The organism is Pyxidicoccus caerfyrddinensis (genome assembly GCF_010894405.1).
Taxonomy (GTDB): Bacteria; Myxococcota; Myxococcia; order Myxococcales; family Myxococcaceae; genus Myxococcus; species Myxococcus caerfyrddinensis.
Window position 1 is genome coordinate 290,863 of sequence record NZ_JAAIYA010000010.1, and the last position, 24,701, is coordinate 315,563.

Below are 24,701 nucleotides of genomic sequence, written 5' to 3' on the forward strand. Positions count from 1 at the left end.
CTCACGGCCCGGAGAGACCCAACTCGCAGCCCTGGAGCCTCTCCCATGCGTGGAACCCGAAGCGCCGGCCTCGTGCCGAGTCGTCTGCTATTGGCTGTTGCCGTCACCCTCTGGAGCGCCTGCGGTGGAACCGCGGGTCCTGTTTCGGAGGACGTGGACACCGCGTCCCCCCTCCCCGAGCCCGCGGCGCAGAGCGCGTCCCTCAGCTCCACCGACCTCTGCGCGCCGGCCCCCGGGGCCAGCGTCACCAGCGGGGACTCGGTGTACTACCGCTACTCCACCGCGCGGACGTGGGCGGGCGCGAAGGCGGACTGCGCGGCCATGAGCGGCCGGCTCGCCGTGCCGATGTCCTCCAGCGGCAACGAGGCCATCCGCTCCATCACCGGTGGCGCGCTGACGTACATCGGCCTGTCGCAGCTCAACGGGCAGACGAGCACCTCCGCCGGCTGGCAGACGGTGGAGGGGGATACTCCCACCTGGCTCGGCTGGGCCTCGGGTGAGCCGAACGACGGCGGAGGCCATCCCGAGTACGGCATCCAGAACTGCGCCCGCATGTACGGGGACTCGGGGGCCTGGGACGACGTCAAGTGCGCCAACACCAGCGCGTACGTGTGCGAGTTCGGCTCGGCGCCCGTCACGTGCGGCGGCGGTGCCACGTGCGGCATGGCCTCCGGTGCCACCACGTACCGGTGCCAGTGCCCGACGGGCCAGCGCTATGACGTGGAGCTCCAGTCCTGCATCGGCGGCCCACTCACCATCGAGGTCAACAGCCTCAACGTGGATCAGGCCGCGAGCGGCAACGTCTTCGTCAACTTCCCCCTCAAGGCGCGGGTGGGCCTGAAGGGCACCGGCAGCACCAACAGCTTCGTCGTCTCGCTGGGCCTGATGCAGAAGCCGAGCGGCCCCAACCCCACGCAGGCGGAGTTGGAGAGCCTCCAGAGCTGCATCGTGGGCGGCACGCGCGTCACCCTGACGGGCGACGGCACGCAGCAGTTCGTGGACATCGAGGGGCTCGTCCCGCCCGAGTGCCTCGCGGGCGCCCCGCAGCGCGCCGCCAACTTCTTCGTGTTGCTGGACGGCGCGGACGAGTTCACCACCGAGGAGAACAAGTGGCTCGTCTACAACGAGAAGGAGGCGCAGACGCCGGTGGGCCAGCGCTGCAAGACGAAGGACCCGGTGACGGGCGTGGAGCGGCCGGGCTGCGTCATCAACGTCACCGTCCGCCCGCCGCCGGGCACGGACGTCGCTCTGCTGGAGGCCACGCCGGACTCGTCGGTGGTGGTGCTGGATTCCTCGACGCAGCCCGCGGACGTGAATGCGGGTGCGGGCGAGGCGCCCCGGCCGCTGTTCATCGCCGGCCTCACCGTGGCGGCCTTCGGCCGTGACTTCGACGAGTCCGGCGCGGCGTCACTGCCCGGCATGGTGGACTTCGTCTACGACATCGTCGCGCAGCCGGACACCGGCAGCGTGGGCTGGAAGCGGCTGAACGCCAACCCCGAGGCGCTTCACGCGCCCATCGGCACCGTGAAGCCGGGTGAGGAGCTGCAGTTCGACGCGCGGCTGCACCCCACCCCGGAGTTCCGCACCCTCACCAACCCCGGCGGCCCGTGGGCGGCCGCCACGGACTTCCAGGTGCGTGCCTGCGCCCAGGTGCCCTTCCCGGAGCATGGCGACCCGATGGTCGCCGGCCAGAATGGGCTCGCCAACAACTGCAAGGTGTTCTCGGTGCGGCTCGTGCGCGGCAGCCACACGTCGAGCCTGGCCGCGTCGCTGGACGTGACGAAGACGTACAGCAACGCCTGGGGCTCCTCGAGCACCATCCAGCTCGCGCTCTCTGGCGGCTCGACGAACACGTTCAACCTGACGGGGGCGTACACGGACAACGAAGCGAAGGCGTCCATCAAGGGCTTCTTCGGCAGCTTCGACCTGGCGCACGCCTGGGGTGATGCCTCCGCGACTGTCTCTCCCGCGGTGGCTTCGATGGACACGGGCTTCAAGGTCTTCGGCGTGTCGCTGCTGACCTACAGCAAGTCCGCGGGCTCGGTGACGTACACGTACGACAAGAGCTACGCGAAGGAGAAGTGCCTCACGTACACATACGGGGTGGTGGTGGCGTCCATCAACATCTCGGGTTGCTTCAGCGCGACGGCGGGCTTCGACATGGGCGTCACGGCGTCCACCACGAGCATCTCCGCGCAGGTGCGCCCGTATGTGAATGCGAGCCTCAGTGTGAGCGGGACGCTCAACCTCACGCTCTACAAGGCGACGCTGTCCGCCTCGGTCACCATCCTCGGCTTCAACACCAGCGACAGCGACGGCGTCACTGCGAAGCTGTACCTGGTCGTCAACAGCACCAACCCCGTGAAGCTCACGGTGGCCTACGACGCGGACGCGGTGTTCCGCATCTCCACGCTCGACGGGAGCATCGACCTGACCATCGATCAGCTGGAGGCCAACTGGTGCAAGAAGAAGAAGTGGGGGATCAGCTTCTATTACGTGTGCTGGAGCTACGACACGCTCGCTGAGTACAACCTGTTCAGCTACGACGGCTACGCGTTCACCTCGACGCTGTTGGACCGCAGCGGCTCGGCCATCACCCTGCAGTAGCGAAGAGGAACGCGACCATGACCCGCCACACGCCCGTGCTCCTCGGAGCCCTCGTCCTCGCGCTCGCCGCCGTCTACACCTGGGTGCACCCCACCGGGTCCACGCAGGAGGCCCCGGTGGCCCGGCGTCCCCTCGCCTGCCGCTTCTCCGCGGGAGAGGATCTCGCCTTCCACGTGCGCGCCACCAGCTCGGCGCGGGCGTCGGAGTCCGCCGCGTCCCAGCAGCTCCGCCTGGAGGCCACGATGTGGTGGCGCGTCCTCGAGGAGCGCTCGGCGGCGGGGTGGGTCGTGGCCGCGACCCTGACCGATGTTCAGTTGCTCGAAGGAGGCGCGGCGGATGCGGAGCCGGCCCGCCGCGCCGCCCTCGAGTCTCCCTTTCTCGTCCAGGTCGGCCGCGATTGCCGCTTCGGTGACTTCGCCTTCGCGCCGTCTGTCGACGCCGAGGCGCGCCGCCAGCTCCAGGGCATCCTCCAGTCGTCAGAGGTCATCCTGCCGCCACTAGGGCGGGCGCAGTGGGTGTCCCGTCACAAGGACTCGCTGGGAGCGTTCGACGCGTCGTACATGCTGGACGCTTCGTCGTCGGACGAAGCTCCGTCCTTCACGCGGACGCATGGGCGGTACATCGCGTCCACCCTGCCCCTGCTCCCGCCGCAGCTCGGGGGGCGGATGCGGGTGGATGTCCTCTCCGCGGAGACGCGCGCCACGCTGGACTCGCGCGGCCGTTGGGTGAGCACGCTCGGGGGTGGTGAGCACCTGCGGGTGTGGATGGGCAGCCGGCTGCTCAGCGACGTCACGTCGGAGGTGCAGGTGGAGCACCTGGAGAACGCGAGCGGTGCCCCGATGGCACTGGCCGGGCTCGACGCCGAGCGCTTCGCCTGGGGCAGCGCGCCCACCGGTACGACGCGTGCCTCGGACCTTCCGGCGGCCCCCGAGCCCGCGCTCGCGGCGCTCACGCTCGACGCGGCGCTCGCGGACTTCGCGAAGCGGCTGGGGGCGGGGCCACAGGGGCTGCATGACGCCACCAGTCGCCTTGCCAGCTACCTGTCCGTGCATCCGGAGGCCATCCCGGGCGTCGTGGCCGGGCTGCGCGGTGGCACCCTGCCGGAGGCCATCCACGCCGCGCTGTTCCTGGCGCTGGAGAAGACGGGAACGCTGGCGGCGGAGAGCGGGCTTTCCGCTGCGCTGAAGGACCGGGGGCTGAGCACGCAGGACCGCATGCGCGCCGCCGTGGCCCTGCAGGACATTCCGCGTCCCACGGAGCGCACGGCGCAGGCACTCATCGACCAGTCGCGAGGCAACCGCACGGACGCGGAGGAGCGGCAGGTGGCGGATGCTTCGCTGCTGGCGCTCGGCGCGCTGTCGCATCGCGTGGACACGCGGCAGCCGGAACTGAGCCGCGTGGCGCATGAGGAGCTGGACACGCGGCTGCGCACGGCGCGTGGGACGGAGGACCTCGCGGTGGCGCTGGACGCCATCGGCAACGCCGGTGATGAGGGGTTCGCGGACACGCTCCGCACGCACGGCTCGGATGAGTCGCCGCTGGTGCGTGCGCATGCCGCGCGGGCCTGGCGCCGCATGGAGCCCGAGACGATGGAGCCGGTGCTGGTCGAGTGGCTCGGGCAGGAGCAGGACGCGCAGGTGCGCCGGGCCATCGCGGACACGCTGGCCGAGCAGGTGCGTGAGCAGGACCGTGCGGCCTCGCCTGCTGTCCTCGCGGCGGCTGCGGCGCGGCTGGCTGCGGAGCCGGATGCGCGGACCCGATCCGCGCTCATCTCCCTGCTGGGCTCCGCTGCGGGTACGGATGCCTCGGCCCGGCTTGCCCTGGTGCAGCAGTTCCACCGTGAGACGGTGCCCGACCTTCAGGTGCTCATCGGCCGGTATGTCCGTGCGGAGGAGCTGCGTTAAGTCGGGATTGGTGTGGTGCAGGCACCCGCGATTGTTTCGCCGACCCGGCAGCGGAGGTCACTTGAACCCCGCTGCCACGCATTCAATGACAAATATTGTCAGTCGCGAAATGGCTGGCGCGCGTGTTAGTCATAAGGGACGGAGGTGTCGCCATGCACCGTTCCCCAGACACACGCTTGTGCCAGGTCTGTGGTGAGTCTCTTCCGCTGGGAGGGGGGGCGTGCTCCCGCCATGGTGCCGCTCTTGGTGAGGCCCGCCCCCCGTCCACCGAGACACTCCAGCCCAGGGCCTCCGCCTCGCCCGTCATTCCTCCGAAAGCTGGCTTCAGTCCTGAGTCCTTCTCCGAAGAGTCGGAGAAACAACAGTCATTCATAGGGCAGCGGATAGGTGAGTACGTCGTACGCCGGTACGTCGGCAGCGGTGGCATGGGCGTCGTCTATGAAGGCGAACACCTCACCCTCGGCCGCAAGGTAGCCATCAAGTTCATTCGAGAGGATGTGCCCCGGGGACCGCATGCGCGCGGACTGCTGAGCGAGGCGCGCGCAGCCAGTGCCATCCGCCACCATGGCATCATCGACGTCTTCGGCTTCGGACATCAGCCGGGCCTCGGTCAGTACCTCGTCATGGAGTACCTCGAGGGCCGCCCCTTGAGCGAAGTCATCCAGGAGCGCGCACCGCTGGCGCTCGCGGACGCTGTCCCGTTGCTCTGTGAAGTGCTCGAAGCGCTCTCCGCGGCACACGCCGCTGGTGTCATCCACCGCGACCTCAAGCCGGGCAACATCTTCGTCGTTCGCCAGTCGAACGGAACCGAGCACATCAAGGTGCTCGACTTCGGACTGGCCAAGCGCGCGGACGTACCCAACGGCACCACGGCGCAGACGCACTCGAATCTCATCGTCGGCACGCCCCAGTACATTGCTCCGGAGCAGGCGATGGGCGAGGCAGTGGGCCCGAGCACGGATTTGTACGCGGCGGGGGTCATCGCCTTCGAGTTGCTCACCGGGCGAAGGCCATTCTTGGGGAGCACGTACATGGAACTGGTGCTCCAGCATCTGACGGCCCTCCCTCCAGTACCCTCCTCGGTGGTGCCACTGCATTCACGGGCGGATGAGCTCGTCCTGCGGTTGCTGACAAAGGAACCCCATCGACGCCCAGCTTCTGCGGTCGACGTGGCGGGTGAGTTCAGGGCACTGCTTCAACTCAAGAATGGTCCCCGGGCCGCGCTGACTCAACGGGCCCACTCCGTGCTCAGGGGCCTTCCCTTCCCCAGCATGCCGCCGTTCGATACGCCGACGGACACCCTTTCACCCGGGAACACCGTGCTCCCTCGCCTGGGAGAGAAGCCCAGGCAACCCACGCCGCGAAACGCGCGTTGGAACAGGATTGCGGTGTCCGGCGGTCTCCTGGCGCTCGTGCTCGCGGGACTGACGCTCATGACTGGCAAGCCAGGTGAGCAGGTTCCCGCGCCAGTCTCAGTCATTTCAAGTGCGATGCCACAGGCAACTCCACGGACGGAGAGCGTTCCCGTCTTGGCCCCTCCTCCAGTTGAAGCAGTGGCCGTCACTCCCGAACAGAGTCCTCGCTCGGCCAAGGCCACGACCCCTGCCAAGAAGAAGCCGCGCGGCGCCTCGCGCTCCGCTTCTTCCGGCGCCGTCACTTCGCGGCAAATAGGGTTGTCCGGACTGGGCTGGCGGACGCTTGGAGTTCGTGGACTGAGCAGTCCGGTCCCAATTCCCCAAGAGCCGACCCCCAAAGCCAAGACCCGCCCCCAGAGCTCCCACTCGCCCTCGCCGTGAGCCTTCAGTATGCCGAGCCGACCGCTCAGCGCTCGAACACCGCAAGCGCCTCCGCACGAGCAGTCGCCCGGAGCTTCCTCCGCAGGCGCGGGTCATCAGTGGTCCGCGCCAGCACCATGCCCCCGACGCAGAGACTCACGACCAGGAGTGCCTTGCGCTCGGCCTCCGCGTCGTTCTCCGGGAACGCGGCCCGGAAGATGTGCGCCATGTTCTCGACCAGCGTCGTATACGCCGCGCGAGGTTCCAGGCCGGCACGCGCCACGTCCGACGGGAGCGCGATGAGCGGGCAGTGCTGGTCGACGTCGCGCAGGATTTCATCCGAGAGGTACAGGTCGACCAGCTCGCGTGCCAGCCGAGGAGGCGGCGGAACGGCCCTGCCCGACTCCTCCTGCATCCGAGCGAACGGGTTGCAGGTCGTGAAGCTCCGCACCGCTTCGGCATACAGCTCGTCCTTGCTCGTGAAGTGGTTGTAGAAGCCGCCTCGGGTCAACCCCGCGAACTTCATGACGTCGTCGATCGACACCTGGTCGAACCCGTGACGGTTGAACATCACCCGCGCGCTCTCGACGATCTTCGCGCGCGTGCGCGCCTTGTGTTCCGCGGTGTATGGCATGGCAGCCCTCCTTCACGGCCCATCCTGGGGCACCGTCTAAATATGTTCTTGAGCATATTTTGCGGCGTCGCAGAGTCGTCCCCTGAAGCCACTCGCTGTCGAGGGAGATATCGGGACATGATCACCATCAGCGCATTCAAGTGGGTACCGCCGTTCGCACAGGGTGTGGTGCGCGACCTCCGCGTGCGGTGGGCGCTCGAAGAGGCCGGCCTTCCCTACGAGGCGAGGCTCATCGACCCGAACGTCCAGGCGTCCGCCGAGTACCGCGCCCTCCAGCCGTTCGGGCAGGTCCCCATCTTCGAGGAGAACGGCCTCAAGCTCTTCGAGTCGGGCGCCATCGTCCTCCACATCGCGTCCCGGAGTGAGGTGCTCCTCCCCTCCGACGCGGCCGGCAAGGCACGCGCGATGACCTGGGTCTTCGCGGCGCTCAACTCCATCGAGATTCACGTCCAGCAGCTCGCGGAGATCGACCTCTTCGCCGCCGACAAGGAGTGGGCAAAGCTCCACCGCCCGGACGTGGAGAAGGCGACCCTGCGCCGGCTCCGAGAGCTGGCCACCTGGCTCGGCGACCGTGAGTACCTGGAGGGCCGCTTCACCGTCGGCGACCTGATGATGACGACGGTGCTCCGCACCCTCCGCCACACCCACCTCCTCGACGCCGAGCCGAAGCTGAAGGCCTACAAGGAGCGCTGTGAGGCGCGGCCCGCCTTCCAGCGGGCGCTCAAGGCCCAGATGGCGGCGTTCGAGCAGCACTCGAACTGACCCTGCCTACTCCCACCGCACCGCCGGGTGCCGGCGCATGACGCGGAACTGGCTCGCGCTGAACGAGGGCGAGGCCAGCGAGGACGGGCGCCAGGACATCAGGTTGTCGGCGCCCGTATCGCCGAGCAGGTCGGCCGTCCCGTCCTCCTCGACCGAATGATACAGGCCGAGGTAGTGCCCCATCTCGTGCGCGATGAGCCGGCCGAGGTACCCCGCCGGCCATGCGATGGGCTGTGAGCCTTCGCGGCAATCGCGACCCCGGATGAAGACGCCGTGAGCCCGTCCCGGCGCGGCCAGTCCGTCCGGAATGTGCGGCACGAAGCCCTCCGGCTCCGTCGTCTTCTTCAACACCGGGTCGGTGAGGCGCAGGCATCCCGCGAGCACCACGGGCACCCAGCCATCGTCGGGCGCGGCGCCCCCTTCATCACAGTCGTGTACCGAGGCCTGAAGCCGGTCCACCGCCGTCAGGTCCCCGCGCTGGAAGTCGAGCGGGTCCTCCCCATCCACACGGCGCACGCGAACGGGGCGCACGGTGAGCTGCCCCGGGCGCAGCAGTGCATTCACCTCCTCGAAGGCCTGGACGAGCTCCGCCGGAAGCGCCACACCATCCGCGTGGAACACGGAGCCGGAGGTGATGGCCACCTCCAGGAACACCACCCCTTCCCGCGTCTCCTCCACGCGGGCCAGGTCCAGCGCCTCGATGCGCAGCTGCGCCGGTGCCTCCCCGGTCCGCGTGGGAAGGAAGGTCGAGCACTCGCGAGCCGCGACGCGCACCCGGAGACGCGATGTGGAGGCGGGCACCGGGTCCCCCGACGGCAGCACATAGAGCCCCGAGCCCACGCCCACGGAGACGCGCTCCGGGCAGCTCAGGCAGTACGGGCCATAATCCTCCGCCGAGGCCGGAGGGGTGACCCACGCCCCACCGGCCGCGTCCCGCACCTCGTGGAGCTGGAAGCACGCCGCACTCCCGTCCGGCTCGGAGACCCGGAGTACCGTTCCCGTGGCTTCAGTCCCGAGCGTCACCTCCACCTCCGCCCCCAGGCCCGCCTCATCGAGCATGGGCTCGCCCACGGTGCGCCAGGACGCCCGCCACGGGCTCGCGAGGGCCGCGTCGTCGAGTGGGGTCCAACAGACCTCGGGCGGAGAGACGTCCGGGGGCTCGCTTGCCGAGCACGCCGCCAGCAGCCCCAGGAGCAGCATCGGCACGGCCCGCCGCCCTCGTGCAAGTCGAGGTTGCCCGAAATCCGGCCCCACGGGTCCAAGGGCGTGAAGGAAGGAGGCGGCGCGCATGACGAGCATCCTAGTTCAGGCCCGAAGCAGCGAGCCGACCCCAGGGGGGAGGCAGGTGCACGGGGCCCGTGTCGAACGCGGAAAGTCATCACTGGTAGTCTCCAGGCCCCTCCCGCCCTCGAACGATGTCTTGAGCCGAGCCGACTCGCAGCAGCTCTCCCAGCTCTTCAGCCAGCACGGGCCCCGCGTGTATCGCCGGGCCCTGCGGCTATTGGGCAATCCCGCGGATGCCGAGGAGGCAACGCAGGAGATCTTCATCCGCGCCATGCGTGGCGCGGAGGGCTTCCGGCAGCAGAGCCAGCTGACGACGTGGCTGTATCAAATCGCCACCCACTACTGCCTGAACCTCATCCGCGACCGCGCCCGGCGCGCTGAGCTGTACGCGGAGAACCTGGCCCCCACCGACGACGGCCTGGAGCGCACCGAGCCCATGCGTCCCGATGACCTCGTGCTCCTCCGCCGGCTGCTTGCGGACGCGGATGAGCGACAGGCCAGCGCCGCCGTCTACGTCTTCCTCGACGGCATGTCGCACGAGGAGGCCGCCGCGGTGCTGGGCGTGTCCAAGCGGACGGTGGGAAACCTCATCGAGCGCTTCCAGGCCTGGGCCGGAGCCAGGACGTCGCTGGACGCGGAACCCCCCAAGCCACCCGAGCGCAAGGCGTCCGGGTTCTTCGGATTCGGAAGGAGGCGTTCATGAGCCCCCCTGACTTCACCCACCTGCGCGAAGGCCGCCCGGGCTGCCCGTCCGACTTCACGCTGGACCGATTCCACGCGGGAGAACTCGCGCGCGAAGAGGCCTGGCGCACCGAGCACCACGTCGCCGGCTGCGCGGACTGCGGCGCGCGCATGTCCGAGCGCCGCGCCGGCTTCGACGCCGTGGACGGAGTGGACCCACGGGCGATGCTGGCGCGAATCCGGACGGGGCTCGACAGGCCCGCGCCCCTGCCCCAGCGGCTGCTCGCCCAGGCGCGCCGCTGGTTCGCCCCGCTCGCCGCGGTGGCCACCGCCGCCATCGCCTTCGTGGTGGTGAGTCAGCAGGTGGAGACCCCGGGCACGCGCATGAAGGGCGCACCCGCGCTGCACGTGTTCCGGCTCGCGGGAGACCATGCGGAGGAGATGGTCAGCGGCGGTACCTTCGCTCCGGGAGACCGGCTCCGCTTCGCCGTGGACCTGCCAGCGGAGGGACAGGTAGCGGTCCTCGGCGTCGAGTCCTCCGGCACGCTCTACACCGCCTGGCCGCAAGAGCCCGGGCATCGAACGCAGCTCCCGGCAGGCACGGCCATCGAGCTCCCAGGCGCGGTGTCACTCGACGCGCAGCCGGGCCGCGAGACGCTCTACCTGGTGCACTGCCCCGCCGACGGCGCGCCGCCGCGCTGTGAGTCCGCGGGCTCCGGCAACGCGCCCACGTGTCCCTCGGGCTGTGTCACCACGCCGTTCGTCATGGACAAGGGCTCGCGGGAGCCGCGGCCATGAGCGCGGGCCGGGGCCTGCTGCTGGCACTCATCCTCGCGCTGCTGGCGCCGCTGTCCGCGCTGGCGCTGCCGGAGCAGACCTGGGTCGTGGCCATCGGCCACAACGACGGGGCCGCCGGTGAGGTGGGCCTGCTGTACGCGGAGCAGGATGCACGGCTCTTCTCGGACGTGCTCCGCGAGCACGGAGGCGTCTCGTCCCGTCGCACGTTGATGCTGCTCGGGGAGGACGCGGCCACGGTGCGCCGGGCCCTGCAGGACGTGAATGCCGCCATCCGCGTCCAGGCGGGCGCGGGTCAGCCCACCGCACTGCTCGTCTTCTACTCGGGCCACGCCGACGCGGCGTCGCTCCACCTGGGCGGCACGGAGCTTCCCCTCGAGGAAATCAAGGCGCTGGTGGAGGGCTCGCCCGCGGGCGTGCGCCTGCTCGTGCTGGATGCATGCCGCTCCGGGACGGTGACGCGGGTGAAGGGCGTCAACGCCGCGGCGACGTTCGACATCTCCCTGAGAGACCACGTGGCCACCGAGGGCCTGGCCATCATCACCTCGAGCGCCGCGGGCGAGGCGAGCCAGGAGTCCGACCGGCTGCGCGGCTCGTTCTTCACCCACCACCTGGTGAACGCGCTGCGCGGCGCCGCCGACCACGATGACGACGGCAACGTGACGCTGACCGAGGCGTACGGCTACACCTACGCCCAGACGCTGCGCTCCAGCGGCCAGACGGTGGCGCTGCAGCATCCCACCTACTCGTGGGAGGTGAAGGGGCGCGGCGAGCTGGTGCTGTCGGCGCCGGCCAACCAGCGGGGGCGCACCGGGCAGCTCCGGCTGGCGGACTCCGCGCTCTACCTCATCATGGAGGGACGGCAGGGCGGCCCGGTGGTGGCGGAAGTCACGCCGCAGGGCCAGAAGCGGGAGCTGTCGCTGCCCGCCGGTGCCTACTTCGTGCAGCAGCGCAAGTCGGACGAGTACCGCGAGTACCAGGTGTCGCTCACCTCGGGGGCCTCGGTGGAGCTGGCCACCCTGCCCTACGAGACGGTCCGCTACGACAGGCTCGTGCGCCGGCGCGGCGGGCCGAAGGACTTCTCGCACAACCTCTCGCTCATGGGCGGGCTCCGGGGCGGGTCGATCCAGGGTGAAGGCGCCCTGCCGCAAGTCCAGCTCGGCTACGGGCTCGACTTCGAGTGGGGCTCGCTGGGCTTGCGGCTGCGCGGCTCCACCGTGCGCGCGACGAGCGCCGACGGGCTGTTGCCTCGCCGCGACAACGAGCTCGGGCTGGGCCTGGCCCTGCTGCGCTTCATCGACCTGGAGCCCGCGAGCGTGGCCTTCGGGCTCTTCGTCGAGGGCGTGCTGCATCAGCAGCGCTTCGACTCGGAGCGGCTCGTCTCGGACCGGCGCTCCTGGGGCGCGGGCTTCGGCGGCATCCTGCTGGTGGAGCGGCACCTGGGAGCGGGCATGGCCCTGCGCCTGGAGGGCGGGCCGGTGACGGGCCTCTACCAGCGCGCCGTCATGCAGGGCGGCGTGGAGGTGGGCCATGAGCTGGTGACGCCCCTGACCTGGTGGGGCTCGGGAGGCGTCGTATGGCGCTGGTGACTCGCGGTGTCCCTTGCGTCACGCGGTACCTCCGGGGGCTCGCGCTGGTGCTCGCGGGCACGGCGCTGGCCTGCGGCGACGCGCTCGTCGACGACCTGTACTCGGGGACGCCCCGCTTCACGGTGCCCGGTACGGTGGCGGGCGCGTCGGAGTACGTGGACACGCAGAACCCCGAGGTGAGCGTCGCGCTGTTCTGGAGCCTCCGGGGGATGATGCCGGGCGAAGAGGACGTCCTCGTCGAGCAGCCGGGGACGGCCTTCCGTGGCGCGTACTACCGGAACTTCCAGATGCAGATCTTCGACGAGCCGGGTCCCGAGCACCTCGTCTCCAGGCCCTCGGGTGCCCGCGTGGGCGTCGCGTGGCTCGGCGCCTACCAGGACGCGAACAGCAACCACCGGAGGGATGATTCAGAGCCGCTCATCGGAGGCTCCCTCGGGAGGGTGCTGATTCGCGCCATGGAGCCATTGTCGGCCGAGGCCTCACCCACCGGAGCTCCGCTCGCGGAGGGGTGGCACATCGTCTCGGCGCCGCTCGCCTGCCGGCCATCCGGCGGCAACCCGGACGAGCCCGTACCGGATGGCGAGTGCGGCGTCCCGCTCGGAGCCGCGTGCAGGCAGGACTCGGACTGTGGGGCGGGCATGTGCCTCCGCGAACTCGTCGGCCCCTGGCCCGGTGGGGCCTGCGCCATCCCCGAGCCTCCGAAGGACGGCTGCCGCCAGCGCGGCTCCGTGCTGCTGCGGGCGCCTCACGACCCGACGATGGCGGCCTGGCTGAAGCCCTGCCGCGTCACCGAGGACTGCGGGCGGGCCGCCCCCTACCAGTGCGACCAGCAGCTCCGGATGTGCAGACCCACGGCCAACATCACCGTGGAGATGAATGACCAGGGGCCTCCGCGCAGCTATTGCGAGCCGGGCCCGCAGGCTCCGGGGGAACCCCAGCCCTAGGACGTCTAGGCCCGCTCTCCCTCGACGGAGACGCGGAGCCCGCCATGGGTGACGGTGATGGTGGGACGGCCGAACCACCCGCAGTGCTTGCAGACGGCGCTCGGCCCGGACGAGGACACTCGCACCGGAAGGTCCGCCGAGCACACGGGGCAGCCCTCCGGAATCTTGTAGTCACGCGATGTCGGCTGAACTTCGGTCATGCATTTGAGTTAACGCAGGATGAAGCCGCCGCAACCCACCGCGCCCGGGAGTGTCGGGCGCGCTTCGTTCCGCCGGTGTGCCTGGCTGCCTGCCCTCCGCCCGGCCGGCCACGCCCGCCTGCTCACGCCCCTTCGAGCAGCCGCGAGAAGGCGCGCGCGATGTCCGCGTCCTTGACGTCACTCCGCACCTCCTCGCCCACCTGCAGCTCCGTCTCGACGATGCCAGGCACGCGCGTGGTGCTGAAGCCGCCGGCCACCCAGATCTTGTCCTCGCGCGCAATCCTGTCCCGCTGGCGAGACAGCGCTCCCGGGTCGCCGCGCAGGTAGACGCGGAACATGTTGGTCTGCACGGGACGCGGCAGCACGGTGATGCGCGAGTCCGCCGCGATGGCCTCCGTCAGCGACTTCGCGCGCTTCACGTACTCCGGGATGCGGGTCAGCACGTCGTCCAGGCGCATGGCGGCGGACGCCACGTAGGGCAGCATCTGGAAGAGGTTGCCGCCGTGCCGGTGCCGCCAGACGCGCGCGGTTTTGACGAAGTCGGCGCTGCCCAGCACCATGGCCCCGCCAAGCGCGCCCACCATCTTGTAGAAGGACACGTAGACGGAGTCGAAGCCGCGGCAGATGTCCGCGTACGAGCGCCCGTAGTAGGGCTGGCTCTCCCACAGCCGCGCGCCGTCCATGTGGAGCTTCACGCCCTTCTCGCGGCAGGTGTGCTTCAGCTCCTCCAGCTGCTCCCACGTCTGGAGCTGCCCACCCAGCCACCGGACCGGCAGCTCGACGCTGACGGTGCCGAGCGGGTCCTTCGCGTCGCGCACGTCGCTGGCCAGCACGGGCCGCGTCCACGGGCAGAGGATGACCTCGCGCAGGCCGTGCAGCACCGCGTGGGCGTCATCCTCGTGCAGCACGTGGTGGGACGACGGGTGCACGCCGAAGCGCCGGTTGCCGCTCGCGTCCGCATACATGCGCAGCACGCAGAGCTGGCCCATGGTGCCCGTGGGCATGTAGCAGCCGTCCTCGAAGCCGAGCATGGCCGCGACGCGCTTCTCGAAGGCCTGGATGAACTCGCCATTGCCGTAGTAGTCGCGCGCCACGCCCTGGCGCTTCACCCACTCGCCAATGCGGATGAGCTCCGCGCCCGGGTCGCTGGGGCCGCCAGATGTCAGCGACGCGCGGCACTCGCGGCGCACCTTCTCCAGCTCCGCCCGCGATGGCGGCGCCGCGGGAGCACCCTTTGTCGGCGCGGGCGCGGGGGGCGTGGCGGCCTCTGCGGTGCCACGCAGCAGCGCCGAGCCGGACAGCAGGCCGGTGAGGGCGAGGAACTCCCCCCGGCTGAGATGACGTGGATTCATTCGGTGTGCGCCTTCCTGGTGACGTCGGAGTCCAGGAGCGAAACGTACACCCATGACGCGCCGCGATGGGCAACTGGCTTCGCAACGCCTGACGCACCGCGACGCCCAGCTCATCCCACCCAACCCCTGACGCGCTGCAATACTGAATCAGGCTTCAACTCGGGTGCGTGACGCGCCGCAATACTGAATCATCCTTCAACTCGCAGCGGCCGAAAGATGAATCAGTCTTCAACTCCGGTTTGCTCCCGACGCTCCGGGTTTGGTACGAATCCCCCACTTGCGGCGCTGAGGCGTCCACGCCGCAGGCCGGGGCTTCCCGCCAGCCAGTGTGCTTCGCCGGCGGGAATCACCCGCACTTCCATCGAACCCTGTAAGCGATTGCAACGGAGCTACAAATGGCAACGCGTCGCATGAGTATTCGTGCTGTGGCGGTGGTCTTCGGGCTGTGCGGGCTGGCGTGTCAGAACCAGGATCCGGGCGAGGAGAAGCCGCCCGTCGACGAGGCGTCCGCCGAGGTGAAGGCCTGTCGCGAGCGCATCGCGGCGAAGACGTCCGAGGTGCAGGCGGCGGGCATCGACATCTCAACCTGGTCCATCCAGGACGCGCAGGAGATGGCGGAGATCACCACCACCGCGCCGCAGACCCAGGACACCTACCGCACCTATGACGGCCACTACCGCCCGCTGACGAACCATCAGGGCTGCACGGTGGACAACCTCTACTACGACAAGGCCAACACCACCGGCACCACGCCCTACAAGGACGGCAACAACGACGGCAAGTGGACCGGCGCGGTGGCCTTCGGCGGCCCCAACGCGGCCACGGGCTTCGTCGAAGGCGACAAGGCGAAGATCGACGGCTATCCCTGCGCGGCCAAGGAGTACACCCAGAACAACGAGGACTCCTCCAAGCCCATCGTCATCCTCGTGCACGGCAACTCCACGCGCCCGCACACCTGGGAGAAGTTCATCCTCCCGGAGGGCACCTCCGTCAACACCGCCACGGAGAACGTGCAGTTCACCGCGGACACCACCGCGCGCGAGCAGCTGGCGGAGAAGCTCATCGCGCAGCGCTACCGCGTCATCGCCGTGGACTTCCGCACGGACATCGTCACCGCCATCGACCCGGCCGCCAACAGCTCCACGCAGAACGCCGCGGGCAACATCGACCACGGCTGGGCCACGCCCATCCTCCAGTCGCTCGTGAAGGCGGTGATGAAGAACAACCCCAACCGCAAGGTGGCCCTCATCGGCCACTCGCTGGGCGTCACCGTCGCGCGCGATGCCCTTCGCCGCATGTACGTGGAGTGGAGCTCCGGCCGCTCGGGCGGCGTCAACCCCTTCCCGCAGCTGAGCCACGTCATCCTCGGCTCGGGCGCCAACCACGGCGTGTCCACCTACGACACCCAGCCCAACTCGCTGTGCGCCGCCAACGACACCATGCGCGGCACCATCGTCTGCGAGATGGGCAGCCGCTCCAACTACGTGCAGACGTACTTCCACAAGCCGCTCAATGGTCCCCGCGACCTCTTCGCCACCCCGTGCGCGGACGGTGATTACGCCTTCGGCAAGACGGGCCAGTGCGGCAACAACGTCGTGAAGTACTTCACCATCACGATGACGGACAAGACGAAGGGCACCAACTACCAGGACTACTACGTCTCCGAGGCCGCCTCCCGCATCGAGATGGAAGGCTGCGTGACGAACACGCTCACCACGCTGAGCGACTACGACACCAGCGGCTACTTCAACAAGGGCTTCATCGCGAACCACTTCGGCTCCATGCGCTCCAGCGCGGGCGTGGACCTGGTGATGCGGTACCTCGCCCAGTAACGCGCGCATTCCCCCTCCCCCCCAAGGCAGCAGGGCCGGCCCCGTCGCGTGAAGTCACGCGGCGGGGCCGGTCGTAGTCTCCCCTCTCCTTCCCGAGCCCACCCAATGAAGCGACTCCCCTTCACCGCGACCCTGTGCGCGCTGGCCCTGGGCACCGTGCCGGCTGCCTGGGCCCAGACCCCCGCTCCCGCCAGCACCGAGGCCGCTCCGGCGGCGCCCGCCGCTGACGCGCCCCAGGCTCCAAATGCCGCTCCCGCAGCCACCAGCGAGGCCCCCGCGCCCGCGCCGGCCGAGAAGGCCGACACGCCCGAGAAGGTCCCCACCCCCGAGGAGATGGCGGGCACGAGCGAGGTCATCGACACCACGCCCCCGCCCGTCGTCCGGCCGCGCATCGCCGTGGGCAACGAGACCTTCTACGTGAAGCCGCTGCTCGCGCTCGCGGGCGGCATCCACGTGGAGAACCTCATCCAGACGCTCAACCGCAACCGCGAGAGCCGCGCGACGACGGTGGCCCTCACGCGCTTCGGCTTCGAGGGACGGCTGGGCCAGTACGTCTCCTTCAAGAGCGAGTTCGAGCGCAACATCCGCGCGCACGGCTCGGGCGTCTGGGAGGGCACCGCGTCCTTCAGCGTCCGCGACCAGGTCATCCGCCTGCAGCGCTGGAACGCGACGGTGGAGGCCGGCATCGTCGTGGACCCGGCCAGCGTGGACTACATCTCCACCCACATGGCGGACACGTTTCTCGCGGACAAGTACACGCGAGACCCGCTCCTCTACAGCGGCTTCAACCGCGGCCAGGGCGCGCAGGCGGCGTATGACTGGAAGGGCTTCCGGGTGGGTCTGGGCTTCACGGCCGCCAACCCGCTGAGCACGTCCAGCTCCTACCAGGTGGGCGGCTCGTTCGGCGGCGGCAGCCGCTTCTGGGAGCGGCCCCTGGGCAACTACCGCAACGGCCAGCCGGATGACGACCTGCACTTCCAGGTCCTCAGCCCGTCCGTCACGTACACGCACGAGCTGTTCGAGGCCAAGGCCATGGCCCAGGTCTTCGACGTGAACTACCAGACGACGTCGCGCACGGACCCGCTGCTGCACGGCAACAACCTGCGGGGCAACGTGCTGCTGAAGCTGCACACGAACGTAGGCATCCCCCTCTTCATCACCCCGTTCTTCAACATCGCCCGCGTGCAGAACGACGTCACCAACAGCACGCCGGGCTTCGCGGACCAGCTCCTGGGCACGCGCTACACGGCGACGACACTGTCGGCCGGCGTGGACTTCAACGTGCAGGGCCGCTCGGGCGTGGGCGTCCAGTTCGCGCGCGTGGCGGACCGCTCGCCCAGCTTCGTGCCGCCCACCGGGAGCTCTCCCGCCACCGAGCCCGTCACCCGCACCACGCAGACGTACCTCAACGTCGGCGGCACCTACTGGTTCACCGAGGACGTGGCGCTGGGCGCCCGCTACGCGCGCTACCAGAAGAAGCAGGACAACGAAGAGGACGAGATTGACGCCTCGTACTTCATGACGCTCCGTCTGCTGCTGTAATCATGTCGTTGGAACCGGGAGGGGAAGGCATGGAACCCACGCAGCAGCGGCAGGACTCCATCATCAAGGTGGCGGTGGCGAGCTTCATCGGCACCGCCATCGAGTGGTACGACTTCTTCCTCTACGGGACGGCGGCGGCGCTGGTGTTCAACCGCCTCTTCTTCCCCTCCCTGGACCCGCTGGCGGGGACGATGGCGGCCTTCGGCACCTTCGCCGTCGGCTTCGTCGCCCGTCCGCTGGGCGGCGTGGTGTTCGGCCACTACGGCGACAAGCTGGGCCGCAAGGCCATGCTCAGCGCCACGCTGATGTTGATGGGCCTGGCCACCTTCGCCGTGGGCCTGCTGCCCACCTACGACACGCTGGGCATCTGGGCACCGGCGCTGCTCGTGCTGCTGCGGCTGGTCCAGGGCTTCGGCCTGGGCGGCGAGTGGGGCGGCGCGGTGCTGATGGCGGTGGAGCACGCGCCGCCGAATCGCCGGGGCTTCTACGGGAGCTGGCCGCAGATGGGGGCACCGGCGGGCATGCTGCTGGCCACGGCCGTGTTCTCCGTCTTCTCGCGCCTGTCGGAAGCGCAGTTCCTCGCGTGGGGCTGGCGCATCCCCTTCCTGCTCAGCTCGGTGCTCATCGGCATGGGCGTGTTCATCCGCCTGCGCGTGGCCGAGTCCCCGGTGTTCCAGCACCGCAAGCCGGAGGCCGAGGCCCCGCGCATCCCCGTGCTGGACGCGCTGCGCACCTACCCGAAGCAGATCCTCCTGGCGATGGGGGCGCGCTTCGCGGAGAACGGCTTCTTCTACATCATCACCACGTTCGTCCTCTCGTACGGCACCGAGCGGCTGGGGCTGCCGCGCTCCACGTTCCTCAACGGGGTGCTGATCGCCATGTCGGTGCACCTGGTGGCGATTCCCGCGTTCGGCGCCGCGTCGGACCGCTTCGGCCGCCGGCCGGTGTACCTGGCGGGCGCGGTGGGCTGCGGGCTGATGGCCTTCCCCTTCTTCTGGCTGATCGACACGAAGGAGACGGGGCTCATCTGGCTGGCCATCTGCCTGGGCATCGTCGCGCACGCGGCCATGTACGGCCCGCAGGCGAGCTTCTTCTCCGAGCTGTTCGGCACCCGCGTGCGCTACAGCGGCGCGTCGCTGGGCTACCAGTTGGCGTCGGTGTTCGCCGGGGGCCTGTCTCCCGTCGTCGCCACCGCGCTGCTGGCGCGCTCGGGCGGGCAGGCGTGGCCGGTGTCGCTCTACATGGTGGTGCTGGCCGTCATCACCCTGGTCTCCGTCTGGCTGTCGGCGGAGACCTTCCGGGAGGAGCTCACGGAGGCACCGGCCTCCGCGAGCTCCGGCGAAGGCGCGCTCAGCGAGCCGTCCAGCCGCAGTCCATCACCTGTGCCGCCCCGGTGATGCCGCCCGCGGCGTCCGAGCACAGGAAGGAGATGTAGGCGGCGACCTCGGAGGGCTCGAGGAGCCGCTTCACGGCGGCGGGGGCGAGCATGATCTTCTCCACGACTTCCGCCGCCGTGATTCCGTGGACGCGCGCCTGGTCTGCAATCTGCTTCTCCACCAGGGGCGTGCGCACGTAGCTGGGGCACACGGCGTTCACCGTCACGCCCTTGTCGGCGGCCTCGAGGGCCACCGTCTTCGTCAGGCCCATGAGGCCGTGCTTGGCGGAGACGTACGCGGACTTGTACGGGGAGGCCACGAGCCCGTGGAGCGAGGACACGTTGATGATGCGCCCCCACTTGCGCGCGTACATCAGCGGCAGGGAGTAGCGCGTCAGCAGGAACGGGCCGACGAGCATGATGCGGATGAGCTGCTCCCAGCGGTCCTCGGGGAACTCCTCCACCGGGGACACGTGCTGCAGGCCCGCGTTGTTGACGAGGATGTCCAGCCGGCCCCATTCGCGCTCGGCGGTCGCCACCAGGGCGCGGCAGTCCTCGCGGGACGAGACGTCCGCCCACTGGTAGCGAGCCCCCGGAAGCCGCTTCGCCGCCGCGGTGCCGGCGTCCTCGTCGAGGTCCGCCAGCAGCACGCGCACGCCCTGGGACGCCAGGCTCTCCGCCACCGCGAGGCCGATACCATTCGCCGCGCCCGTCACGAGGGCGCACCGACCTGAATCCTGATTCATGTTCCACCTCCATGGGCCATGGTGGAGGAAGCCGGGGCGGAGGGCAATGCCTCGGCGTTGGGGAAGCCACTGCATTCGTGTGTCGCCTTGCGTCGAAGGCCGATGCGCCTCTAGCTCGGTGGCCCGAACGCCGCATGCCCCCTTCGGGGTAGGCTCACCTCCGCGGCACCACGGAGACAAGCCACGCTCATGCCGGAGACCGGGGACGCAGCGGGCGGAAGCCCACGGACAGACAAAGCCACGCGGACGCGTACCTGGTGGCGCTGGCCCCGCTCGCTGTACCTGGCCATGGGGCTCGGGGTGTTGGTGTCGTTGCCTTCGCTGAACGTGGGGCTCCTGCTCGATGACCTGCTCCACCGCATCATCCTCTCCGGGCAGCTCCGCGAGTACGGCGACTGGGGACCGCTGAGCCTCTACGAGTTCGTGGGCACGGCGAAGACTTCACCGGCGGCGCTCCGGGAGTCCGGCCTTCTGCCCTGGTGGACGTCCGACGTGCTGACGGTGCGGTTCTTCCGGCCGCTGACCAGTGCCCTGATCACCCTGGACACCTGGCTCTTCGGCGACGCGCCCCTCCCCGCTCACCTGCACAGCCTCCTGTGGTTCCTGGGGATGGTGGCGGTGGTGGGCTGGTTGCACCGGCGCCTCCTGCCCGTGCCGCTGGCCGCGGTGGCGACCGTCGGCTACGCCGTGGCCGCGGCGCATCTAATGCCGGTGGCGTGGCTCGCGGCGCGGCATCCGCTCGTGTCCGGGGTGCCAGGCCTGCTGGCCCTGGCGTTCCATCTACGCGCCCGGGAAGACGGCTGGAAGCCGGGACGCCTCCTGGCCCCGCTGATGCTCGTGGTGTCGCTGCTCGCGGGGGAGCCGGCGCTCGGGGCCGTGGCGCTGCTCGGCGCCTATGAAGTGTTCGGACGTCGCGAGGGCTGGCGCCGCGCGGCCGTGGCCCTGGCGCCCTTCGCCGTCGTCGTAGCGGTCTACCTCACGTTCTACGCGGCCCAGGGCTACGGCGCGCGAGGCAGCGCCGCGTACCTGACGCCCGCGGGAGCGCCGGGGGCATTCCTGTCGACCGTGGGCCAGCGCGTGCTCGTCCTCCTGGGCGAGCTGGTCGTGGCCACGCCCTCCGACGCCGTCGCGTCCGTGCCGCCGCTGCAGCCCGTCTTCGCCGTGTGGGGTGGGCTCGTCACGCTGGGCGCACTGCTGCTGTTGCGAGCCCTGCGTGGACGCCTGTCGGAGCTGGAGCGGAACACGCTGCGCTGGCTGCTGCCCGGCGGGTTGGCCTCGGTCATCCCCGGCGCGGTGGGCGTCATCGGGGGCCGGGTGCTGGTGATTCCCCTGCTGGCGGGCACCGCCCTGGTGGCCGTGCTGCTCGTGCGCGGATGGGAGGCCGCGCGTGCGCCGGAACGTACGCGGCTGACGCGAGTGGGACTCCGGACGGTGGTCGTCGTGCTCGGGCTCGGGCACTTCCTCACGGGACCGCTGTTCCGGGTGGTCATGGGCGTGGTGCTCGGCCAGATTGCCGAGGCCCAGTGGAGCATCGCTCGCACGGCCCCACCGTGTGACGGCACCCTCGTCTTGGTGGCTGGGGCCGACCCCACCATCGCCAGCTTTGTCCCGGCGGCCATGATCCTCCTGGGGCGATCGCCCCGGCACTTCCAGCTGCTCAGCTCGGCGCCTCATGACCATGAGGTGGAGCGCACGTCCGACAGCAGCATCGACCTCGTGGTGCGCACGGACGAGAGGAAGGTCGGCTTCTGGGAGCAGGTGCACCGGGACGTCTCGCCAGCACCCGGGACGGAGGTGCGGCTTCCCGGGCTCCACGTCACCGTGAAGGAGTCCGTCGAGGCCGGGCCGATGCGCGTGCACTTCGACTTCGGCCGACCCCTGGAGTCGCCGGAGCTGTGCTTCATGCGCTGGCACGACGGGGCGCTGCGGCCGCTGGCGCTGCCACCGCCCGGGCATGCCGTGGCGGTGCCTCACGAGCTGGGGCCCCTGAGGCTCTGACCCTGGTGACGCCCCAGCCGGAGCTGCTGTTCTACCGAGCGCGTAACGGCCCGCTCCCCTCGCGACGCAAAGGGAGCGGGCCACGGTATTCGAATGTCTGGTGCATGGGGAGGCCCCCTCGCGACCATCCTGCCACCGCGCTGCACCTTCCAATGCATTGCGAGTGCTTGGACGCGGCTGCCGCCCCGGATCATTCCTATGTGCTCATCCGCAAGCGGGAGACGCCCTGGTTCGTCGTGGATCCCTGGGTGCGCGAACCCCGGCTCTGCCCCTGGAGGTACAATCCGTGGTGGACCCCTTCGGACAGCCCGTCCCGGGGGATCCGCGGTCGCGCAACCAGGCGACGCGCTCTCGGCCATGGTGTGTCGGGTCTCAGGGCTTCATGAAGGGGCTCGCCGCGGCCCCGGGCTCCGGGAGGATGACCAGCGTCCGCATCCGCTCGGCGCGCACGTACTGCTCCAGATAGGAGGGCACGACACCCTCGGTGAGGGCCCTGGCCACCTGCTCCTCGCGGATGCCACCGAGGTCCACCCTGCCGGTGGCGCGCACCACCCGCGCGATGTCCATGGCGGAGACCGTACGCTCCTGCAGCTCGAGCTCCTTGTTCAGCGTCGCCCGCACCCAGCCCTCGGTGTAGCTCCGGAACGGCATGGGCGCGTTGTACTTGCGCTGGTAGATCCGGCGGGGCCCGTTGACGGGCTCCCTCAGGCTCTCGGTGATGCCGTTGGCGAAGACCTCGAGCGAGCTCAGCAGGCTGGAGACGTGGTGCAGCGCCATGCGCTCCGGCATCCCCGACCGCAGGACCACGGAGCAGTGGAGCAGCGTCAGCCCATCCAGCTCCTGGTAGGTGACCGTAGCGGTCCTGCGAAAGGAGAGCGAGTCCAGCCCGAGGCTCAGGTCCAGCCACCGCTTCAGAACCTCCCGCGCCACCAATGACTCGGCGTACCTCCCCGAGTAGCGGCCCGGCACCGTCAGCAGAAAGTGGAGCTGCGGTGCCCTCACGGCCCCGTGCATCACCACCGGGGGCGCACTCTCGGGAAGGTCCGCGGGGGCGGGAGGCGGAGCGTGCTGGACGGGGGAAGCGGGGGCTCCGGTGCCCACGCCCATGAGGCCGGCGAGGCTCCTGGCCACCTCCGACTTCGCCTCCTCCAGCGGGAGGGGGCCGGACACCACCAGCACCGCATGGGCCGGGGTGTAGTTCGCCTTCACGAAGGCACGTACGTCCTCCAGCGTGAGGCGGTCCAACGACTCGGGCGTCCCCTGCGCTGGGCGGCCATAGACATGGCCCGCCAGCAGTTTTTCATGCAGCCACCTGCGCGAAGGCCCCTTGTCCATGGACTCCTGGCTCACCCACAGCTCGTCGAGCTGCTGGGCGCGCACCTGGCGGAAGTCCTCCTCGGTGACGTGCGCCAGCGGGTCGGCCATGCGCTGGGCCTCCAGCGCCGCCGCCCGGGCGAGGCGTTCCGGTGACAGGGAGCTCCACAGCTCCGTGTCGTCGTAGGTAACCGTGCTCCGCGGCGTCACGTCCGCGGCCACCAGCCGCTCCTCCAGTGTCGGCGTGCCCGCGCCGCCGTGGCGGGCCCTCAACGACAGACGCGCGGCCAGCTCCGCCACGCCCTCCTTGCCCTCGGGCTCGTCCGTGGCGCCGGCGCGATAGGACACGTACATCGTCATCAGCTTCGCCCGCGAGTCCTCCCGCACCACCAGCCGCATCCCGCTGGGGAAGACGTCGTTGGAGAGAACCCTCGGCTGGGCGGAGCCGGGCCGCGGCGCCGTGGCACAGCCCCACAGCAGGACCAGGACGAGCAGGCAGGGCAAGGAAGCATGGCGATGGGCTCTTCGCATCGAGCCTGGAGATACCACGCCAGCGGGGGCCAGCGCCCCCAATCCCCGAGCGCACTCATGCGCTCACAAACCGCTGTTGCGCATAGCCACCGCGACCTCCACCCAGGAGCCGCAACCCACGCAGCAACAGTAATCAAATCACCACGGCTTCATGCCATCGGGGCTCGTCCGTGATAGGTCCGGCCTCCTCTCACGAGGAGGTCTCACATGTATCAGCGTCTGGTCGTCATCCTGGGATGTCTGGGACCTGGCGTGCTCATGGGGTGTGGTTCGGCCGCGGAGGAGCAGCCTCGAAGGCCGGGGGCCACCGTGTCCCGGGCCTCGCTCTCCGACGAAGGCCCTCCGCCGCGAGAGTGCGGAGAGGACGGCGTCTGCGACGACGGCGAGACCCCCGAGAAGTGTCCGCTCGACTGCGATGCTCCCGACCCGTTCTGCGGAGATGGCCGCTGCGACGGCAGCGAATCGCATCAGACCTGCCCCCTGGATTGTGCCGCTTCCGTCCCCTTCTGTGGGGACGGCCTCTGCGATGGCGCCGAGTCGCACCAGGTCTGTCCGGTGGACTGTGACGCGCCTACGCCGGGAGTCTGCGGGAACGATGGTGTCTGCGACGAAGGCGAATCGCACGAGACCTGCCCGCTCGACTGTGATGGGCCCGCATAGCGAGCCCCGAGGGGAACATCGAAGCACCGCACCAAGGACTCCGCGCGCCAGCGTTGAAGCTCGCGGGCCGTTTCCGCGGAGTGCGGGTCGCGGTCCTCCCGGATGAGCGGCAGCAGGGCCCTGGCCGCCTCCCGTTCTCGGTGTGTTCCTCTGGCAACGAGCCGCTCACACCTCCA

18 protein-coding genes are annotated in these 24,701 nt (G+C 69.9%); 12 read left to right on the forward strand and 6 right to left on the reverse strand.

The genetic code is table 11. From position 1 onward, the window contains the following. Positions 1–45: 45 nt before the first annotated feature. The 3 genes from G4D86_RS25215 to G4D86_RS25225 all read left to right on the forward strand — a co-directional run bounded on the left by G4D86_RS25215 (position 46) and on the right by G4D86_RS25225 (position 6,307). Positions 46–2,607, forward strand: coding sequence for a C-type lectin domain-containing protein (locus G4D86_RS25215; protein WP_163996571.1), 2,562 nt, complete (start codon positions 46–48; stop codon positions 2,605–2,607). A 17-nt stretch (positions 2,608–2,624) separates the two neighbouring features. Then, positions 2,625–4,511: a HEAT repeat domain-containing protein gene (locus G4D86_RS25220; protein WP_163996572.1), complete on the forward strand. Its 1,887-nt coding sequence runs from the start codon at positions 2,625–2,627 to the stop codon at positions 4,509–4,511. A 152-nt stretch (positions 4,512–4,663) separates the two neighbouring features. Then, positions 4,664–6,307, forward strand: a complete 1,644-nt coding sequence (locus G4D86_RS25225; protein ID WP_275899143.1) for a serine/threonine-protein kinase — start codon at positions 4,664–4,666, stop codon at positions 6,305–6,307. A 25-nt stretch (positions 6,308–6,332) separates the two neighbouring features. Here G4D86_RS25225 and G4D86_RS25230 read toward each other — a convergent pair whose 3' ends face one another. After that, on the reverse strand, positions 6,333–6,920 hold the full coding sequence (locus tag G4D86_RS25230; protein WP_163996574.1) for a TetR/AcrR family transcriptional regulator: 588 nt from the start codon (positions 6,918–6,920) through the stop codon (positions 6,333–6,335). A 117-nt stretch (positions 6,921–7,037) separates the two neighbouring features. On the opposite strand from G4D86_RS25230, the gene G4D86_RS25235 reads away from it, so the two are divergent. Further along, complete coding sequence (locus G4D86_RS25235) at positions 7,038–7,682, forward strand: glutathione S-transferase family protein (protein WP_163996575.1); 645 nt, start codon at positions 7,038–7,040, stop codon at positions 7,680–7,682. Between the two features lie 6 nt (positions 7,683–7,688). On the opposite strand, the gene G4D86_RS25240 is transcribed toward G4D86_RS25235, so the two are convergent. Next, complete coding sequence (locus G4D86_RS25240) at positions 7,689–8,888, reverse strand: hypothetical protein (protein ID WP_163996576.1); 1,200 nt, start codon at positions 8,886–8,888, stop codon at positions 7,689–7,691. Between the two features lie 214 nt (positions 8,889–9,102). Here G4D86_RS25240 and G4D86_RS25245 point away from each other — a divergent pair, with 214 nt between their 5' ends. Genes G4D86_RS25245 through G4D86_RS25260 form a run of 4 tightly spaced genes read left to right on the forward strand, consistent with a single transcriptional unit; the run spans position 9,103 to position 12,975 of the window. Continuing rightward, a complete protein-coding gene (locus tag G4D86_RS25245) occupies positions 9,103–9,669 on the forward strand; it encodes an RNA polymerase sigma factor (protein ID WP_163996577.1) in 567 nt (188 codons plus the stop codon). Further along, positions 9,666–10,445, forward strand: a complete 780-nt coding sequence (locus G4D86_RS25250; RefSeq protein ID WP_163996578.1) for an anti-sigma factor — start codon at positions 9,666–9,668, stop codon at positions 10,443–10,445. The genes G4D86_RS25245 and G4D86_RS25250 overlap by 4 nt, the downstream gene beginning before the upstream one ends. Continuing rightward, positions 10,442–12,031, forward strand: a complete 1,590-nt coding sequence (locus tag G4D86_RS25255) for a caspase family protein (protein ID WP_163996579.1) — start codon at positions 10,442–10,444, stop codon at positions 12,029–12,031. Before G4D86_RS25250 ends, G4D86_RS25255 begins: the two co-directional genes overlap by 4 nt. Beyond that, positions 12,019–12,975: a hypothetical protein gene (locus G4D86_RS25260; RefSeq protein WP_163996580.1), complete on the forward strand. Its 957-nt coding sequence runs from the start codon at positions 12,019–12,021 to the stop codon at positions 12,973–12,975. Before G4D86_RS25255 ends, G4D86_RS25260 begins: the two co-directional genes overlap by 13 nt. A gap of 5 nt (positions 12,976–12,980) precedes the next feature. On the opposite strand, the gene G4D86_RS25265 is transcribed toward G4D86_RS25260, so the two are convergent. Together G4D86_RS25265 and G4D86_RS25270 are read right to left on the reverse strand one after the other, a co-directional pair. Then, on the reverse strand, positions 12,981–13,175 hold the full coding sequence (locus G4D86_RS25265; RefSeq protein ID WP_163996581.1) for a hypothetical protein: 195 nt from the start codon (positions 13,173–13,175) through the stop codon (positions 12,981–12,983). Positions 13,176–13,297: 122 nt separating this feature from the next. Then, positions 13,298–14,527, reverse strand: coding sequence for a threonine aldolase family protein (locus tag G4D86_RS25270; protein ID WP_163996582.1), 1,230 nt, complete (start codon positions 14,525–14,527; stop codon positions 13,298–13,300). Positions 14,528–14,937: 410 nt separating this feature from the next. Between G4D86_RS25270 and G4D86_RS25275 the strand changes: the two genes are divergently transcribed. The 3 genes from G4D86_RS25275 (at position 14,938) to G4D86_RS25285 (ending at position 19,298) form a co-directional block, all read left to right on the forward strand. Beyond that, positions 14,938–16,359 carry an esterase/lipase family protein gene (locus tag G4D86_RS25275; RefSeq protein ID WP_163996583.1) on the forward strand — a complete coding sequence of 474 codons (1,422 nt, stop codon included), beginning with the start codon at positions 14,938–14,940 and terminating at the stop codon, positions 16,357–16,359. 105 nt (positions 16,360–16,464) lie between these two features. After that, a complete protein-coding gene (locus tag G4D86_RS52210; RefSeq protein WP_205519724.1) occupies positions 16,465–17,901 on the forward strand; it encodes a hypothetical protein in 1,437 nt (478 codons plus the stop codon). 29 nt (positions 17,902–17,930) lie between these two features. After that, the gene (locus G4D86_RS25285) at positions 17,931–19,298 is read left to right on the forward strand and encodes an MFS transporter (protein ID WP_163996584.1); all 1,368 of its coding nucleotides are present in this window, start codon (positions 17,931–17,933) and stop codon (positions 19,296–19,298) included. Here the strand turns inward: G4D86_RS25285 and G4D86_RS25290 are convergent. Further along, positions 19,252–20,022 carry a 3-hydroxybutyrate dehydrogenase gene (locus tag G4D86_RS25290; protein WP_163996585.1) on the reverse strand — a complete coding sequence of 257 codons (771 nt, stop codon included), beginning with the start codon at positions 20,020–20,022 and terminating at the stop codon, positions 19,252–19,254. The two genes, G4D86_RS25285 and G4D86_RS25290, sit on opposite strands and share 47 nt — an antisense overlap. A gap of 312 nt (positions 20,023–20,334) precedes the next feature. On the opposite strand from G4D86_RS25290, the gene G4D86_RS25295 reads away from it, so the two are divergent. Then, complete coding sequence (locus tag G4D86_RS25295) at positions 20,335–22,020, forward strand: hypothetical protein (RefSeq protein WP_163996586.1); 1,686 nt, start codon at positions 20,335–20,337, stop codon at positions 22,018–22,020. A gap of 372 nt (positions 22,021–22,392) precedes the next feature. Here G4D86_RS25295 and G4D86_RS25300 read toward each other — a convergent pair whose 3' ends face one another. Then, positions 22,393–23,838: a M16 family metallopeptidase gene (locus G4D86_RS25300; RefSeq protein WP_163996587.1), complete on the reverse strand. Its 1,446-nt coding sequence runs from the start codon at positions 23,836–23,838 to the stop codon at positions 22,393–22,395. Positions 23,839–24,701: the final 863 nt, after the last annotated feature.

Excerpts from the sequence above, each read along its gene's own strand:
- G4D86_RS25255 (WP_163996579.1), top strand. The coding sequence starts at position 10,442 with ATGAGCGCGGGCCGGGGCCTGCTGCTGGCACTCATCCTCGCGCTGCTG.
- G4D86_RS25285 (WP_163996584.1), top strand. The coding sequence starts at position 17,931 with ATGGAACCCACGCAGCAGCGGCAGGACTCCATCATCAAGGTGGCGGTG.
- G4D86_RS25215 (WP_163996571.1), top strand. The coding sequence starts at position 46 with ATGCGTGGAACCCGAAGCGCCGGCCTCGTGCCGAGTCGTCTGCTATTG.
- G4D86_RS52210 (WP_205519724.1), top strand. The coding sequence starts at position 16,465 with ATGAAGCGACTCCCCTTCACCGCGACCCTGTGCGCGCTGGCCCTGGGC.
- G4D86_RS25225 (WP_275899143.1), top strand. The coding sequence starts at position 4,664 with ATGCACCGTTCCCCAGACACACGCTTGTGCCAGGTCTGTGGTGAGTCT.
- G4D86_RS25265 (WP_163996581.1), bottom strand. The coding sequence starts at position 13,175 with ATGACCGAAGTTCAGCCGACATCGCGTGACTACAAGATTCCGGAGGGC.
- G4D86_RS25290 (WP_163996585.1), bottom strand. The coding sequence starts at position 20,022 with ATGAATCAGGATTCAGGTCGGTGCGCCCTCGTGACGGGCGCGGCGAAT.
- G4D86_RS25275 (WP_163996583.1), top strand. The coding sequence starts at position 14,938 with ATGAGTATTCGTGCTGTGGCGGTGGTCTTCGGGCTGTGCGGGCTGGCG.
- G4D86_RS25220 (WP_163996572.1), top strand. The coding sequence starts at position 2,625 with ATGACCCGCCACACGCCCGTGCTCCTCGGAGCCCTCGTCCTCGCGCTC.
- G4D86_RS25270 (WP_163996582.1), bottom strand. The coding sequence starts at position 14,527 with ATGAATCCACGTCATCTCAGCCGGGGGGAGTTCCTCGCCCTCACCGGC.
- G4D86_RS25235 (WP_163996575.1), top strand. The coding sequence starts at position 7,038 with ATGATCACCATCAGCGCATTCAAGTGGGTACCGCCGTTCGCACAGGGT.
- G4D86_RS25260 (WP_163996580.1), top strand. The coding sequence starts at position 12,019 with ATGGCGCTGGTGACTCGCGGTGTCCCTTGCGTCACGCGGTACCTCCGG.
- G4D86_RS25250 (WP_163996578.1), top strand. The coding sequence starts at position 9,666 with ATGAGCCCCCCTGACTTCACCCACCTGCGCGAAGGCCGCCCGGGCTGC.
- G4D86_RS25230 (WP_163996574.1), bottom strand. The coding sequence starts at position 6,920 with ATGCCATACACCGCGGAACACAAGGCGCGCACGCGCGCGAAGATCGTC.